The organism is Aliivibrio friggae (assembly GCF_057368515.1).
Map to the genome: position 1 here is coordinate 2,466,413 of NZ_CM170648.1, position 15,738 is coordinate 2,482,150.

Here is a 15,738-nt window from a genome sequence, read left to right on the forward strand (position 1 = left end):
AACTCGTCATTGCGAGTTCTGGTTTTTCGCCGGATTCAAAATACAAGAACACTTGAATGTGTTTTTAATTTGTTTATCTAAGATAAACAAAAGATATTAAGAACTTTTAAATTTTGATTTATCTAACTCGTAAGTCAGTTAAATCTGTCAGCTTTCCAAATTGTTAAAGAGCTTAAAGCAAAAAGCTTTAATCAATAATCGAAATCATTAATTAAAGCTCTGTCACTTCAACTTATTAAAACCTAATCAATCTGTGTGAACACTCATAAATCGTAATCTATCGTTTAAGGAGGTGATCCAGCCCCAGGTTCCCCTAGGGCTACCTTGTTACGACTTCACCCCAGTCATGAACCACAAAGTGGTGAGCGTCCTCCCGAAGGTTAAACTACCCACTTCTTTTGCAGCCCACTCCCATGGTGTGACGGGCGGTGTGTACAAGGCCCGGGAACGTATTCACCGTGACATTCTGATTCACGATTACTAGCGATTCCGACTTCACGGAGTCGAGTTGCAGACTCCGATCCGGACTACGACGCACTTTTTGGGATTCGCTCACTATCGCTAGCTTGCAGCCCTCTGTATGCGCCATTGTAGCACGTGTGTAGCCCTACTCGTAAGGGCCATGATGACTTGACGTCGTCCCCACCTTCCTCCGGTTTATCACCGGCAGTCTCCCTGGAGTTCCCACCATTACGTGCTGGCAAACAAGGATAAGGGTTGCGCTCGTTGCGGGACTTAACCCAACATTTCACAACACGAGCTGACGACAGCCATGCAGCACCTGTCTCACAGTTCCCGAAGGCACAAGTCCATCTCTGGTCTCTTCTGTGGATGTCAAGAGTAGGTAAGGTTCTTCGCGTTGCATCGAATTAAACCACATGCTCCACCGCTTGTGCGGGCCCCCGTCAATTCATTTGAGTTTTAATCTTGCGACCGTACTCCCCAGGCGGTCTACTTAACGCGTTAGCTCCGAAAGCCACGGCTCAAGGCCACAACCTCCAAGTAGACATCGTTTACGGCGTGGACTACCAGGGTATCTAATCCTGTTTGCTCCCCACGCTTTCGCATCTGAGTGTCAGTGTCTGTCCAGGGGGCCGCCTTCGCCACTGGTATTCCTTCAGATCTCTACGCATTTCACCGCTACACCTGAAATTCTACCCCCCTCTACAGCACTCTAGTTCACCAGTTTCAAATGCGGTTCCGAGGTTGAGCCCCGGGCTTTCACATCTGACTTAATGAACCACCTGCATGCGCTTTACGCCCAGTAATTCCGATTAACGCTCGCACCCTCCGTATTACCGCGGCTGCTGGCACGGAGTTAGCCGGTGCTTCTTCTGTCGCTAACGTCAAGATATGCAGCTATTAACTACACACCCTTCCTCACGACTGAAAGTACTTTACAACCCGAAGGCCTTCTTCATACACGCGGCATGGCTGCATCAGGCTTTCGCCCATTGTGCAATATTCCCCACTGCTGCCTCCCGTAGGAGTCTGGACCGTGTCTCAGTTCCAGTGTGGCTGATCATCCTCTCAGACCAGCTAGAGATCGTCGCCTTGGTGAGCTCTTACCCCACCAACTAGCTAATCTCACCTGGGCTAATCTTGACGCGAGAGGTCCGAAGATCCCCCTCTTTGGTCCGAAGACATTATGCGGTATTAGCTATCGTTTCCAATAGTTATCCCCCACATCAAGGCATATTCCCAGGCATTACTCACCCGTCCGCCGCTCGTCAGCAAATTAGCAAGCTAATTTCTGTTACCGCTCGACTTGCATGTGTTAGGCCTGCCGCCAGCGTTCAATCTGAGCCATGATCAAACTCTTCAATTAAAGTTTTTTGATACCTTTCAGCAGAAAGGATATCGACTCAATGATTAATACTGATTGTTACATAAAAGTAATTTTGTGTAGTCACTCAGTTCATTGATTATTTTGTTTGAATTCACTTCGAAAAGTAAAAGCAAACTAGTGATTATCAACTCACAAGTGCCCACACAGATTAATAGGTTTCAAATTGTTAAAGAGCTTTTCTTCTACTTTCAAAGCGTTTTCGCTTTTCTGTGAAGAGGACGGTCATTTTATCGATTTAAGTCTCAGTGTCAAGCACTTATTTGAAACTTAATTTCTAAACCATCTTACTAACTCTGATTGCTAACCCCTTATGGGATGGGCTCTCCGTGTCAGTGAGGTCGCATTATAGAGAGTTCGAACACATTGGCAAGGCTTTTATCTTATTATTAAATATCCATTTAAATGCACAAATAGGCATCAGATCGAACATTTATCCCCCACTTTACTACTGGAAATGTCTCATTATATGAATAAACCCTTTCAATCATCTTAAATAAAGCTAAGTCTATCTATTCTAAAATCCAATTAAATGATGATTTAGATCCATTCATTAAAAATACAAATGCTATATAAATGAAAAATCATTAACTGGTTACTTATTTATTAATCTTATATATTGTCTAGCCAATAGATAAATTACACCATAGTTACAACTATTCTTAGGATAAACTGGCATGAAGCTAAAAACACAATCTTATGTTCTCGCTACCATTATTTTATGTTCATTAATTATAATGACAGCTACTGGGCTGTGGACATTACGTATAGCAAGCACTCTTGATAATAAAGCGCGAGTAACTGAAATCTTTCAAACCACTTATAACTTGATTACCAATATGGAAGAAATGGTTAAACAAGGAAAGATTGAAGAAGCAAAAGCCAAAGAGCTTACTATTACTATCTTACGTAATAACATTTATAAAGATAATGAATACGTTTACGTAGCAGATGAGAATTTAATGTTTTTAGCCGCCCCTCTTGATCCTCAACTTCACGGAACTAGTTTCCATGAATTTCGAGACAGTGAAGGAAAAAGTGTTGGTCAAATATTAGATAATGCCATTTCTAAAAATCCAACAGGAATTGCAGAATACACTTGGTCTTTAAAAATGCCTGATGGCAGCATTGATAAAAAACTTTCTATCGCAGAAAAAACTCAGGACTGGAATTGGATTGTCGGAACAGGTATTGGCGAAACAGAAGTGAACGACCGCTTTTGGGCAACTGCTCAATGGCAATTTGGTTTAGCCTTCATCATTGCTAGTTTAATTTTCAGTATCCTAATGATATCGATGAAACGCATGATCTCATTACTTGGTGGAGAGCCTCGTGATGTCCATGCAGCAATTCAAACGGTTGCAGCTGGTGAGATCGTAACTCAGTTTGAAACAAAAGCACCTGAAGGCAGTATTTACCAAGCGGTTCAAACCATGAATATCTCATTAGCTGATCTAGTTCAGCATCTAACTCAATCGATGTTAGCGTTAAAATCAGAACTATCAGATGTGCACTCACGAGCAGGTACAGTTAGCCAACTAACAGAGAACCAACACCAATCAACAGAAATGATAGCAACGGCAATTACTGAAATGGCGTCATCAGCCAACAATGTTGCTGAGTCAGCACAAGAAACCGCAATCAATACAGACGAAGCCGACAAACAAAGTGTTCGAACTCAAGATCTCATCAATGCTACTGTTTATAATATCGAGGGACTCGCTGAACAACTAAATACAGCAAGTACCGCTGTTGCCGAGCTAGATAGTGATGTTAATAGTATCGTTAAGGTTCTTGATGTCATTGGAGATATTGCAGAGCAAACAAACCTACTTGCTTTAAACGCCGCAATTGAAGCTGCTCGAGCAGGAGAGCAAGGACGTGGTTTTGCTGTTGTAGCAGATGAAGTACGTAACCTAGCAGGAAGAACTCAAGGCAGCACTAAAGAAATACAACAAATGATATCTAACTTACAAGAAGGATCTCGTAACGCTATTTCAACAATGGTGATTTGTGCTGAGACAAGTAAAAATACCGTTTCAGAATCTAAAAATGCGTCCGATGCTCTACAACAAATCGTTACCGCTCTTGAATCGATATCAAGTATGAGTCATCAAATTGCCAGTGCTTCTGAAGAACAGAAACACGTAAGTGAAGATATCACTCAACGAGTAAATATGATTGAAGAGAGTGGTCAACAGTTGGCAAATGTTGTTGCTGAGAGTAAAGAAAGCACTCATACCCTAACTGAATTAGCTGATGATTTAGAAACTTGGTTAAACAAGTTTCGAGTGAAAAACTAGTTAACCAACATTGAATGATAAATAGCACACCTCCTTGGTGTGCTTTTTTTATAACTAAATATTTATAGCTAAACAAATGTAGCTTCTAAATAGCGATGACAAACCGGTTATTCAAATAACTTTTATGTATGAAGATGGGCATCATTTTATTATTACCAAAACGAAAAAAGCCTCGTCATTTCTGACGAGGCTTTCGTGTATGGCTCCCTTTGCTGGACTTGAACCAGCGACATACGGATTAACAGTCCGGCGTTCTACCAACTGAACTAAAAGGGAACAGGTGTTGCGTCTCACTAGGAGAATTAATGGTGCCGACTACCGGAGTCGAACTGGTGACCTACTGATTACAAGTCAGTTGCTCTACCTACTGAGCTAAGTCGGCACACTAATTTTTTATTGCTCGTGTTAATAATTTACTAAGCACTAACAATCTAATATGGTGCCCGGAGGCGGAATCGAACCACCGACACGAGGATTTTCAATCCTCTGCTCTACCGACTGAGCTATCCGGGCAACGAGGTGTATTAGAATGCTTTTCGGCATTAAGGTCAACTAATAATTACAAAAAAAAGTTTGTTTGATGAAAATATACACTGAATGCTTATTTTTATGACATTTCGTCAAACAAAACATTGATAGACAACACCAAACATCACTTTTTTTCGCAATTACTTAATTCTTATTAATCGCCATTAATGATAGAAAGTACTTATTTACAGCCCAAAAATATCAGTTAGCCAAGCTGCAGGGCTATTTTTCTTCTCACATTCAGTTTTATATTGACCGCTTTTATCCCAAATGGGTAATTTCACATTACCAGTACAATCTGTTTCTAGTGTTTTATTACTTTCTAAATCAAAACCAGCAGTAGTGATCTTATTAGGCCATGGTAATTGATAGGCTTCTGGAGTTCTCATACTTAAATAATCAGCATAAACTCTTAACGCCCCACTAGAGCCTGTTAATTTCATCGGTTTATTATCATCCCGACCAAGCCAAGTGATCGCAACCTCTCTGCCATCAATACCGGCATACCAACTGTCTCGAGAATCATTACTGGTTCCTGTTTTACCGGCTAAGGCAGCCCAACTGTATTTACTATTCAAAAATCTAGCCGTTCCTTCACTTACCGTTTTTTTCATTCCATAAATCGTCAGCCACGTCGCTTGCTCAGGAACCACACGTGACGAGCGAGGGAAATTTTCATACAGTAATTCCCCGTCTGTATTTACAACGGCTTTTAACGCAGTTAAAGGTGACTTACGTCCGCCATTACCTAATGTTTGATACATTTGAGCCACTTGATATGGCGATAAACTAATAGACCCCAGTAACATTGATGGAACCTGATTAATCTCCTGAGCATCAACACCCAACTGAACTAAAGTATCACTGACTTTACTCAGACCAACCATTAAACCTAAATTCACCGTTGGCACATTTAATGAACGAGAAAGCGCATAGTACAAAGGAACCTGACCTCTAAATTTACGATCGTAATTTCTAGGTGTCCACGTTGTTCCTTTACTGCCTTTTAATGAAATTGGTTTATCATCTAATGTTGTGGCTAATGAATATTTTTCTGGATTTTCCAATGCAGATAAATAAATAGCAGGTTTAACTAAAGACCCAATTGGGCGCTTCGCATTAATTGCCCTATTAAATCCATCAAATCCAGTTCTACTGCCACCGATCATCGCTCGAATTTCACCACTTTGGCGATCCACGATCACCATAGCAGACTCTAATCCTTTACCTGCTCGTTTCTCTAACTGAGGCACTGTTCGCTCAATGGCTTTTTCTGCTTTTTGCTGCGATAACGGATCAAGTGTCGTGAATACTCGTAATCCTTCACCTCTTTGATAAGCCTCTCCCGCCTTCTCTTTTAACTCCCACTTTAGCTGCTGAAAATAAGCAGGTTGCCTGGTGGAAATACTTGCACGCTTTTTAACATCCAATGGACGACTCGCTGCCATATCATATTGGCGAGGAGAAAGTATTTCCTCTTGCATCATTAAGCGTAATACCAAATCACGACGATCTTTTACACGATCAGGAAAACGCATAGGATTGTAATACGATGGTCCCTTCACCATACCGACTAACATAGCTAATTGATCGATCCGTAACTCTTCAATTGGACGTCCGAAATAGACCTGAGCAGCCAATCCAAAACCATGAATAGCCTCTCCACCCGTTTGTCCTAGATAGACTTCATTTAGATAAGCTTCTAATATTCTGTCTTTGCTATAACGATAATCTAAAATCAGAGCAATATACGCTTCTCGAATTTTACGCCATAACGTTCTCTCACGAGACAGGAATAGGTTTTTCGCCAATTGCTGAGTTAATGTACTCCCGCCTTGAACTGTTCTTCCTGCTTTTGCATTCACTACAACCGCACGAGCAATCGCTAAAGGTGAAACGCCATCATGTTGATAAAAGTCTCTATCTTCTGTCGCTAATAGTGCATCAACCATGACTTCTGGAAATTGCTCTCTACGTAAAAATAGACGTTGTTGATCGTCATCAGCATCCAACATACCTAAAAATTGAGGTTCAATTTGTAAAAAGCCCATTTGTTTTTTCACTGTTCTGTTCTCAATTTTTTGTAAGCCATCAGAGTTAAAGTACAACATCACATGACGATCTGGTTCTGGTCCTTGCTGAAACTCAAATGGGCGACGGATTAATTCAATTTTTGTCGACGATGACGAATACTCTCCAGATCGCTGAGGTTGACGCACTTTCTGATATTTTAATAAATCTAACTCTCTCGTTACGGTTTGTAAGCTAATATTCTGCCCAGGCGATAGCGTCAATACTCGGCTATAGACAACCGTTGGCAAGCTAAACAGCTGACCATCAAAACGCTTCTTAACCACTGTATCTAAATAGATGCCCGCGATAAGTAAGATAGCAAGCATAACAAGGCTTAATTTAAAACCTAGTATCATTAACCCTTTCCAAAAAGGACGTGGCGTTTGTACTTTTTTCTTACTCACTGATTTTCTTTTTGTTGGCGCTTTCTTCTTTGCGGTCGCCTTTTTAGGCGCAGCCTTTGCTGGTGCTTTTTTCTTTTCAGCCATGAGAGATCTTTTTTAGTTAGAGAATTAATTAAAGTGACGTTTTGTTTTTTTAGTCGCTTGATGAGTTGCAGGATCATCAGGCCAAATATGCTTTGGATAACGCCCTTTCATTTCTTTTTGTACTTCTTTATACGAACCTTGCCAAAAGCCCGCTAAATCACTGGTGGTTTGTAGTGGTCTTTGTGCTGGAGATAGCAATTCCATCACCAACTTCTTTTTTCCTTGAGCCAATAACGGAGTTTGAGCTTCGCCATACACCTCTTGCATTCTAATAGAAATCTTTGGTTCAGACTGTAACCCATAACGGATCTTTGCTTTTGTCCCTGTCGGTAATAAATAATGAGTAGGTAAATATTCATTAATACGTTTCATTTTATCCCAACCAACATAGGCCTCTAATGCATCAATAATATTGAGGTTCTTAAGTTGTTTATCATTTTTGATGCCGTTCATAAATGGCAATAACCACAGTTCTGCACACTCAAGTAATTGCACCTCCTGCATAGGAGGAAGACCTACATCTGGTAGCCACTCTTCACAACAAATAAGACGAGAATGCAAAGCTTGCACTTCTTTATTCCAATCTAAAACCATCATCCCTTTGCGCTTGAGCATACTAATCAATGCTAACGATATTTTGTCAGGATCAGGTGAACTCATCCGCTCTTTGTGAAGAATAATCTTTCCTAAATAGGTTCGTTTCTCGGCAAGCATTCTGCCCAATTTTTCATCCCAATCTACGTGCTCTTTTTCTGTTATCAAATGAGATGAAACATTCATTAAAGATGCTTTAGATAACGGTGCTGCAAGAAAAACGTAGCTGCGATTTTGACTGCCTTTTAATAAATCCACCACGACCAAACAATCACTTTGTGCTATCAATTCAACTTCATCAACTTGCACACCATGACCATTAGCTAATTGAAACTGACCTAATGCGCCTTTTGCCATTGCTAATCTATCTGGAAAACCTGCAGCTAATACTTCACCAATAAGCTCAACCGAAGCCAACGCTTTATCTAATTTTACCGAAAGCAAATAGGCTAAACGCTGAACTCTTTGTTGATAATAATTCTGTTTTGGGTATCGACCCTCAAGAAATAACGAAAGATGGTGACTAAGATCTTTCGATGAAACTGATTTCGCAGCTTCTTCTATTATTGGTAGTGCATATAACGCAGTCTGTAAGTGTGCCGCTGATTGGGTACTCGCTTGCAATAGCACCGTAGCAAGACGAGGTTCTATGGCCAATTGTTGTGATTTCTCACCGACGACAGAAAGCTGAGCATGCTTATCAATAAGCCCTAGCTGTGATAATAGGGTACGAGCTTGTTGAATATTTGCATTAGGCGGTGGAGTTAACCATTGAAGAGATTTAGGATCCGTCACTCCCCATTTTACCAATTCCAAAACTAAGGATGAAAGATCTGATGATTCTATCTCTGGTGTTTGAACAGCGGCTTGTTGCTGATACTGAGACTCACTGTATAAACGAATACAGACTCCCGGTTCTAAACGCCCAGCACGGCCTTTTCTCTGTTCCGCTGAAGATTGTGCAATCCGCTTTTTTTCTAATTTCGTAATGCCCGTTTTGGCATCAAACGTGGCTTTTTGCTCATAACCACTATCAATGACAATTCGAATACCTTCAATCGTTAAACTGGTCTCAGCTACATTGGTCGCTAATACAATTTTTCGTGTTCCCTTCAATGCAGGCTGCAACGCGTGTTGCTGCTTTTTCGCATCAAGTTGTCCATATAAAGGGGCAACTATTACGTCTGATGATAAATCCTTTAATCGCTCTTCAAGTTGCTTTATTTCACCCACTCCCGATAAAAACACAAGCATCGAGCCAGTTTCATTTAATAGCGCTCTACGAATTGCTTGTTCAGTCGCCTCAACGATTCGTTGGTTTGTTTTAAGAGGGCTATAAAACGTCGTCACCGGGAACATTCGTCCATCAGATTCAACATATGCTGCATTAGGAAGTAAATTTTGTAATGCCGTCTGATCTAATGTAGCCGACATCACCAACAACTTAAGATCATCTCTTAGCGCTTCTTGTACTTCTAAAGCAAAAGCTAATGAGGTATCGGCATGAATACTTCGCTCATGATATTCATCAAAAATGAGTAACCCAATCCCTGTCAGTTCAGGATCAGATTGGATCATTCGAGTCATAACCCCTTCAGTGACAATTTCTAATCGTGTTTGAGCGCTAACTTTAGTCTCACCTTTGATCCGAAAGCCAACTTGCCCTCCCACCTTTTCTCCCAATTGAGATGCAAGATAGCTCGCAATATTTCGAGCCGCCAATCGTCTTGGTTCTAGCATGATAATTTTGCCGTCAATCACCTTCTCTTTTAATAGCATTAAAGGCAGGTGAGTTGACTTACCTGCCCCAGTCGATGCTTTTAAAATAAGCTGAGAATAGCGTTGTAATTTATCAATCAGTGATGGGATCACTCTTTCAATCGGTAACTGTGACAATGGGTTCGCCTTGTGGCATTATCTCGAATTAAACCATTGTACAAAAAAACAGTAGTTAAATGAAATTTGAACCTGAATTAGAATCTGGAATATTAATAAAACGCTATAAACGCTTTTTAACTGACATCAAATTACCAGATAACAGCGAACGAACTATCCATTGCGCAAATACCGGAGCAATGACTGGTTGCGCTGACACTGGCAACACGGTGTTTTTTTCAACATCCAGTAACCTAAAGCGTAAATACCCTAATAGTTGGGAGCTTAGCGTCACAGAAAATGCTCATACAATATGCGTTAATACCATTCGAGCAAATCAATTGGTCGTGGAAGCGATTAACAATAAGCAGATTGATGAGTTGAATGAGTACAACACACTCAAAACAGAAGTGAAATATGGTTCAGAAAACAGTCGTATTGATATTCTACTTAGTGAAGAATCTCTACCTGACTGCTATATTGAAGTAAAGAGCGTTACTTTATTAGATAAGGAAGGTCAGGGTTATTTTCCTGACGCAGTGACCACTCGAGGACAAAAACACCTACGAGAACTGAATGAAATGGCACTAAATGGAAAAAAATCCGTTTTATTTTTCGCTGTTTTACATTCAGGTATTGAAAAAGTATCAATCGCACACCATATAGACCAACAATATAATTCTTTATTAATAGATGCGATTGAAAGTGGGGTTACGGTTCTCTGTTACCAAGCAGAGATGTCACCAAAAGAGATGAAGATCGTACGTAAGCTACCTTTTAGTATTTAGTTGCTTTAATAAGCAATCATTACATTCTTTTTAAGAAAAGTGCTACGTTCTTGCTACTAGATCTCAATTGGTGTATTCAATATTTGATTGCCCCTTTTCTTTCTGTTATAGATAGCGCCCTCATTGGCTAGTGAGAGTCAAAGACGTTTAGGAGAAGCTGTAATGCCTGAGAGCAATACAAAAAGAACGCTAGGTATTCTAGCTATCGCTGGTGTTGAACCTTACCAGGAAAAAACTGGTGAAGAGTACATGGGCCAAGCTCAAGTTGAACACTTTACTAAGATTCTAGAAGCTTGGCGTAATCAACTTAGGGACGAAGTTGAACGCACAGTAAATCACATGAAAGACGAAGCTGCGAACTTCCCAGATCCAGTAGATCGCGCAGCTCAAGAAGAAGAATTTAGTTTAGAACTGCGTAATCGTGATCGTGAACGCCGTCTAATTAAAAAAATTGAGAAAACACTAAACAAAATTGAAGACGAAGATTTCGGATTCTGTGATTCTTGTGGTGTTGAAATCGGTATTCGTCGCCTAGAAGCGCGCCCAACCGCTGACCTTTGTATTGACTGTAAAACACTTGCAGAAATCAAAGAAAAGCAAATGGCTGGCTAATACCAATCAAAATAATAAAAAGGGAGCACTGGCTCCCTTTTTTACGTTTATACAGTGATATACGATGACTACTCAATACATAGGTCGCTTTGCACCATCCCCATCAGGCCCATTGCATTTTGGCTCTCTTGTTGCCGCTTTAGGTAGTTACCTGCAAGCGAAATCACAGCAAGGTAAATGGTTGGTTCGTATTGAAGATTTAGATCCACCACGAGAAATCGCTGGAGCCTCTTCCTTAATCATCCAAACCTTAGAAGCTTATGGCTTTGAATGGGATCATGACATTGTTTACCAAAGCCAACGTCATGATATTTATCAGTCTCAAATTAACCAATGGGTTGATAAGGGTGATGCGTATTTTTGTCAATGTACTCGTAAACAAATCAAAGAAGATGGTGGGTTTTACTTAGGCCATTGTAAACATAAACACCTTTCAGAAAAAAATGCTTCTGTACGTTTAGTTATGCAGCACCCTGTTGAATCATTTTATGATATAAAGCATGGGACGATTCACATACCAACGCAGCTTGCTCAAGAAGACTTTATTATAAAACGTCGAGATGGCTTATTTGCCTATAACCTTGCCGTTGTATTGGATGATATTGACCAAGGCATTACTGAGGTGGTCCGTGGCGCTGATTTAATAGAACCGACGGGGCGTCAAATATCACTTTATCGTCAACTAAATGCAAGAGAAGTCAGTTATCTTCATTTACCACTTGCTGTTGATGAGTTAGGAAACAAATTATCCAAACAAAACTATGCGCCAGCTATTGATAACTCAAACCCAATACCAACGCTGCTTGAAGCCTTGAAGTTTTTAGGTTTTGTTTTACCAAGGGACATAGAAACCGTAACATTGAATGAAATTCTTCAATGGGCAATCAAAAATTGGCAACTAAAACAGCTTCCAACTGGGCTCGAGATCACTACCCCATTCTCAAAACCCACAATTTAAGCTATGATGCACGCCTATTTTTGACTGCTCACTTGAATATCGAGGTCATTATCTTTAATCAAGTTGCCCGTTTTTGTCGTAATTTACTCAAAAACAACAGTGATATTTGCTCTACAGAGGATTTGAAACTGAACGTAATCACACGCCAAGAACATAATATTTCACGTAAAGACCTAAGCGATAATGCGCTAAAAGTTCTTTACCGTTTAAGTAATGCTGGATACGACGCCTATCTCGTAGGTGGAGGTGTGCGCGACATTCTTCTAGGTCAAGAACCTAAAGATTTCGATATCGCAACCAACGCAACACCAGAGCAGATCAAAAAACTATTTAGAAACTGTCGATTGATTGGCCGAAGATTCCGTCTTGCTCACATTCTATTTGGCAGAGATGTCATTGAAGTCGCTACTTTTCGTGGTCACCACAAAGAAGAAGATGATGATAAATCTGAGAAGAAAAATATCTCAGCTCAGTCAAAAGAAGGCATGCTGTTACGTGATAATGTCTACGGGACTGTTGAAGAAGATGCTCAACGCCGTGACTTTACGATTAATGCGATGTATTACAATATTGCCGATTATTCAATCCACGATTACGCCAACGGTATTGAAGACTTAAACAATAAGATTGTTCGTTTAATTGGTGATCCTGAAACTCGTTATCGCGAAGATCCTGTTCGTATGCTTCGAGCAGTTCGTTTCGCAGCCAAATTAGACATGACTATTTGTGATAAAACAGCAGAACCTATGGTTGAGTTGTCTTCTTTATTACAAGATATTCCTGCCGCTCGCTTATTTGAAGAATCATTAAAATTATTGCAAGCAGGCAAAGGGCTCGATACTTATTACATGCTGCGTAAATTTAATTTATTTCAGCAACTGTTTCCTGCACTAACTCCTTACTTAACAGAAGAAGGAAATAGTTCAACAGAACAGATGATCGAATTAGTATTACGCTCAACAGATAAACGTATTAATAGTGGTAAACGAGTTAATCCAGCCTTCATGTTTGCTGCAATGCTTTGGTACCCATTAACGGTTAAAGCGCAAGAAATTCAAGATGAAAATCCAAAGTATGATCATTACGAATCCATCATGGAAGCGTCTAATATAATTCTTGATATCCAAGTGAAAAGTACTGCAATTCCACGCCGACTAACCGCGACAATTCGTGATGTTTGGCAGCTTCAATTGCGCTTACCTCGTCGCAATGGCAAAAGAGCATTTGTTCTTATTGACCAACAAAAATTCCGTGCAGCCTATGATTTCCTTGAAATGCGCGGAGCGGTAGAAGGTGGCGAAACAAAAGCACTTGCAGACTGGTGGACAGAATTTCAAGATGCACCGGCACCACATCGTAATAATATGATCCAAGCTCTACACGGTGGTCGCTCTACAGGGACACGCAAACGTCGTAGCCCATATCGTAAGAAAAAACGCACAAATAACGACTCATGATCAAAGTAATTATTGCGATTGGGAGTAATCTAGGCAACCCAGTGGAACAGGCTAATGTTGCTATTGAAGCACTCCATCACCTGCCTGACTGTAAAGTGACTGCAATTTCATCACTTTACAGTAGCTCTCCAATGGGTCCTCAAGATCAACCTGATTATATTAATGCGATTGTTGAAATTGAAACTAACCTTGAACCATTAGACCTACTTGACCTCACTCAAAAAATTGAGCTTGAGCAAGGTCGTGTGCGTAAAGATGAACGTTGGGGACCAAGAACCCTAGACCTCGATATTATTTTATTTGGCGATCAAGTGATCGACAATGAGCGATTAACAGTGCCTCATTACGGCATGAAAGAACGTGAATTTGTTCTATATCCGCTCTCAGAAATTTATAACGATTTTACCTTTCCTGATGGCACAACACTTTCTCAACTACTCACAAAAGTAGATAGAAATGGCTTAACTATCTGGCAAGCGTAATCGCTTTTAGTAAGGATGTTTTATGAAAAAAATCTCTATTAATGACTTAATGAAATGGAAGCAAGAAGGTCGTAAGTTTGCAACAGTAACCGCTTATGATGCTAGCTTCTCTCAACTATTTGAACAGCAAGAAATGCCTGTTTTACTTGTTGGTGATTCATTAGGTATGGTTTTACAAGGTAAAAATGACACCTTACCTGTAACAACCGAAGAGATCGCTTACCATACTCGCTGTGTTCGTGCAGGGAGCCCAAATAGTTTAGTGATGGCTGATATGCCATTTATGAGCTATGCAACCCCTCAACAAGCCTGTGAGAACGCTGCTAAATTAATGCAAGCTGGCGCTAACATGGTAAAAATTGAAGGCGGTGAATGGATAGCAGAAACAATTAGTATCCTTGCTGAACGCGCTGTACCTGTTTGTGCACATCTTGGTTTAACACCTCAATCAGTTAATATTTTTGGTGGTTTTAAAATCCAAGGTCGTGATCAAGAAAAAGCAGACCAAATGGTAAAAGATGCCCTAACGCTTGAAAAAGCTGGCGCTCAAATTATTTTACTAGAATGTGTTCCAGCCTCTCTTGCTGAACGTATCACTAAAGCATGTACCGTTCCGGTAATTGGTATTGGTGCAGGTAATAGCACTGACGGTCAAATCTTAGTTATGCACGACATGTTCGGTATCTCTGCAAACTACATGCCTAAATTCTCTAAGAACTTCTTAGCTGAAACTGGCGACATGCGTACTGCTGTCACTAAATATATTCAAGATGTTGAGCAAGGGGTATTCCCAGCAGCTGAACATACATTTAATTAAGGGCCCGTAATGGACATTTTTGCTGATATTCTACCATTACGTGAACAAATTAAGACTTGGAAACGCGAAGGCAAACGTATTGCTTTTGTGCCTACCATGGGTAACTTACATGAAGGTCACCTTACGCTTGTTCGCACTGCACGTGAACACGCTGATATTGTTGTTGCTAGTATTTTTGTTAATCCTATGCAATTCAATAATAATGATGACCTAAACAACTACCCTCGCACTATTGATGAAGATATTGAAAAGCTAACTGTTGAAAAAGTAGATTTAGTTTTCACTCCAACACCTGAAATTATGTATCCAGAAGGATTAGATAAGCAGACTGTTGTCGATGTTCCTGTTATTTCAACTATCTTAGAAGGCGCGTCACGCCCTGGACACTTTAAAGGTGTCTCTACGGTAGTAAACAAACTGTTCAACATCGTTCAGCCTGATGTGGCTTGTTTTGGTGAGAAAGATTTTCAACAGCTTGCTCTTATCCGCCAGATGGTGATTGATATGGCATTAGACATTGAGATTGTAGGCGTTGCTACAGTACGTGAAGCTGATAGCTTAGCAATGAGCTCACGTAATAATCTTCTAACATTAAATGAACGTCAGCGAGCTCCCGTTCTAGCGCGTACAATGCGCTGGATCAGCAGCCAAATGCGTGGCGGACGTACTGATTATGAATCGTTAATTGAAGATGCTAGTGACCAGTTGCGTGCGGCTGATTTGCAACCTGATGAAATCTTCATTCGTGATGCAAGAACGCTTCAAGAACCAACAGAAGAAACAACTCAAGCTGTAATCTTAATGGCGGCCTTTCTTGGTCAGGTACGATTAATTGATAACTTGGTTGTTGAACTTCATATTGCAGCAAGCGAAGAAGAGACAGAAGAATAATTCTGATTCTACTACCATATTAAAAA

General features: G+C 40.4%; 10 protein-coding genes, 3 tRNA genes and 1 rRNA gene. 8 read left to right on the forward strand and 6 right to left on the reverse strand.

Going from position 1 to position 15,738, the window contains the following annotated elements; translation table 11 throughout:
- Nucleotides 1–285 precede the first annotated feature (285 nt).
- Nucleotides 286–1,828: ribosomal RNA gene (locus AC2INI_RS11400) — 16S ribosomal RNA — on the reverse strand.
- A gap of 695 nt (nt 1,829–2,523) precedes the next feature.
- On the opposite strand from AC2INI_RS11400, the gene AC2INI_RS11405 reads away from it, so the two are divergent.
- On the forward strand, nt 2,524–4,149 hold the full coding sequence (locus AC2INI_RS11405) for a methyl-accepting chemotaxis protein (RefSeq protein WP_486304869.1): 1,626 nt from the start codon (nt 2,524–2,526) through the stop codon (nt 4,147–4,149).
- A 200-nt stretch (nt 4,150–4,349) separates the two neighbouring features.
- On the opposite strand, the gene AC2INI_RS11410 is transcribed toward AC2INI_RS11405, so the two are convergent.
- The 5 genes from AC2INI_RS11410 to hrpB all read right to left on the reverse strand — a co-directional run bounded on the left by AC2INI_RS11410 (nt 4,350) and on the right by hrpB (nt 9,728).
- Nucleotides 4,350–4,425 (reverse strand) — tRNA-Asn (locus AC2INI_RS11410).
- 30 nt (nt 4,426–4,455) lie between these two features.
- Nucleotides 4,456–4,531 (reverse strand) — tRNA-Thr (locus AC2INI_RS11415).
- A gap of 55 nt (nt 4,532–4,586) precedes the next feature.
- Nucleotides 4,587–4,662: transfer RNA gene (locus AC2INI_RS11420), tRNA-Phe, on the reverse strand.
- A gap of 200 nt (nt 4,663–4,862) precedes the next feature.
- On the reverse strand, nt 4,863–7,238 hold the full coding sequence (mrcB, locus tag AC2INI_RS11425; protein ID WP_486304870.1) for a penicillin-binding protein 1B: 2,376 nt from the start codon (nt 7,236–7,238) through the stop codon (nt 4,863–4,865).
- A gap of 24 nt (nt 7,239–7,262) precedes the next feature.
- Complete coding sequence (hrpB, locus tag AC2INI_RS11430; RefSeq protein WP_486304871.1) at nt 7,263–9,728, reverse strand: ATP-dependent helicase HrpB; 2,466 nt, start codon at nt 9,726–9,728, stop codon at nt 7,263–7,265.
- A gap of 59 nt (nt 9,729–9,787) precedes the next feature.
- Between hrpB and sfsA the strand changes: the two genes are divergently transcribed.
- The 7 genes from sfsA (at nt 9,788) to panC (ending at nt 15,712) form a co-directional block, all read left to right on the forward strand.
- Nucleotides 9,788–10,495 carry a DNA/RNA nuclease SfsA gene (gene sfsA, locus AC2INI_RS11435; protein ID WP_486304872.1) on the forward strand — a complete coding sequence of 236 codons (708 nt, stop codon included), beginning with the start codon at nt 9,788–9,790 and terminating at the stop codon, nt 10,493–10,495.
- Nucleotides 10,496–10,657: 162 nt separating this feature from the next.
- A complete protein-coding gene (gene dksA / locus AC2INI_RS11440; RefSeq protein ID WP_122033641.1) occupies nt 10,658–11,107 on the forward strand; it encodes an RNA polymerase-binding protein DksA in 450 nt (149 codons plus the stop codon).
- A 64-nt stretch (nt 11,108–11,171) separates the two neighbouring features.
- A complete protein-coding gene (gene gluQRS / locus AC2INI_RS11445) occupies nt 11,172–12,065 on the forward strand; it encodes a tRNA glutamyl-Q(34) synthetase GluQRS (protein WP_486304873.1) in 894 nt (297 codons plus the stop codon).
- Nucleotides 12,066–12,115: 50 nt separating this feature from the next.
- Entirely contained in the window at nt 12,116–13,522 is a 1,407-nt protein-coding gene (gene pcnB / locus AC2INI_RS11450; RefSeq protein ID WP_371413435.1) for a polynucleotide adenylyltransferase PcnB, read from the forward strand.
- Nucleotides 13,519–14,004, forward strand: a complete 486-nt coding sequence (gene folK / locus AC2INI_RS11455) for a 2-amino-4-hydroxy-6-hydroxymethyldihydropteridine diphosphokinase (RefSeq protein ID WP_486304874.1) — start codon at nt 13,519–13,521, stop codon at nt 14,002–14,004. Before pcnB ends, folK begins: the two co-directional genes overlap by 4 nt.
- A gap of 22 nt (nt 14,005–14,026) precedes the next feature.
- The gene (panB, locus tag AC2INI_RS11460; RefSeq protein ID WP_045101221.1) at nt 14,027–14,821 is read left to right on the forward strand and encodes a 3-methyl-2-oxobutanoate hydroxymethyltransferase; all 795 of its coding nucleotides are present in this window, start codon (nt 14,027–14,029) and stop codon (nt 14,819–14,821) included.
- Between the two features lie 9 nt (nt 14,822–14,830).
- Nucleotides 14,831–15,712 (forward strand): pantoate--beta-alanine ligase, encoded by an 882-nt coding sequence (gene panC / locus AC2INI_RS11465; protein WP_486304875.1) that lies wholly within the window; start codon nt 14,831–14,833, stop codon nt 15,710–15,712.
- The last annotated feature ends 26 nt before the right edge of the window (nt 15,713–15,738 follow it).

What these genes read in the sequence shown, in the direction of transcription:
- AC2INI_RS11405 (WP_486304869.1), top strand. Translation starts at nt 2,524, where the DNA reads ATGAAGCTAAAAACACAATCTTATGTTCTCGCTACCATTATTTTATGT.
- mrcB (WP_486304870.1), bottom strand. Translation starts at nt 7,238, where the DNA reads ATGGCTGAAAAGAAAAAAGCACCAGCAAAGGCTGCGCCTAAAAAGGCG.
- sfsA (WP_486304872.1), top strand. Translation starts at nt 9,788, where the DNA reads ATGAAATTTGAACCTGAATTAGAATCTGGAATATTAATAAAACGCTAT.
- dksA (WP_122033641.1), top strand. Translation starts at nt 10,658, where the DNA reads ATGCCTGAGAGCAATACAAAAAGAACGCTAGGTATTCTAGCTATCGCT.
- gluQRS (WP_486304873.1), top strand. Translation starts at nt 11,172, where the DNA reads ATGACTACTCAATACATAGGTCGCTTTGCACCATCCCCATCAGGCCCA.
- folK (WP_486304874.1), top strand. Translation starts at nt 13,519, where the DNA reads ATGATCAAAGTAATTATTGCGATTGGGAGTAATCTAGGCAACCCAGTG.
- panB (WP_045101221.1), top strand. Translation starts at nt 14,027, where the DNA reads ATGAAAAAAATCTCTATTAATGACTTAATGAAATGGAAGCAAGAAGGT.
- panC (WP_486304875.1), top strand. Translation starts at nt 14,831, where the DNA reads ATGGACATTTTTGCTGATATTCTACCATTACGTGAACAAATTAAGACT.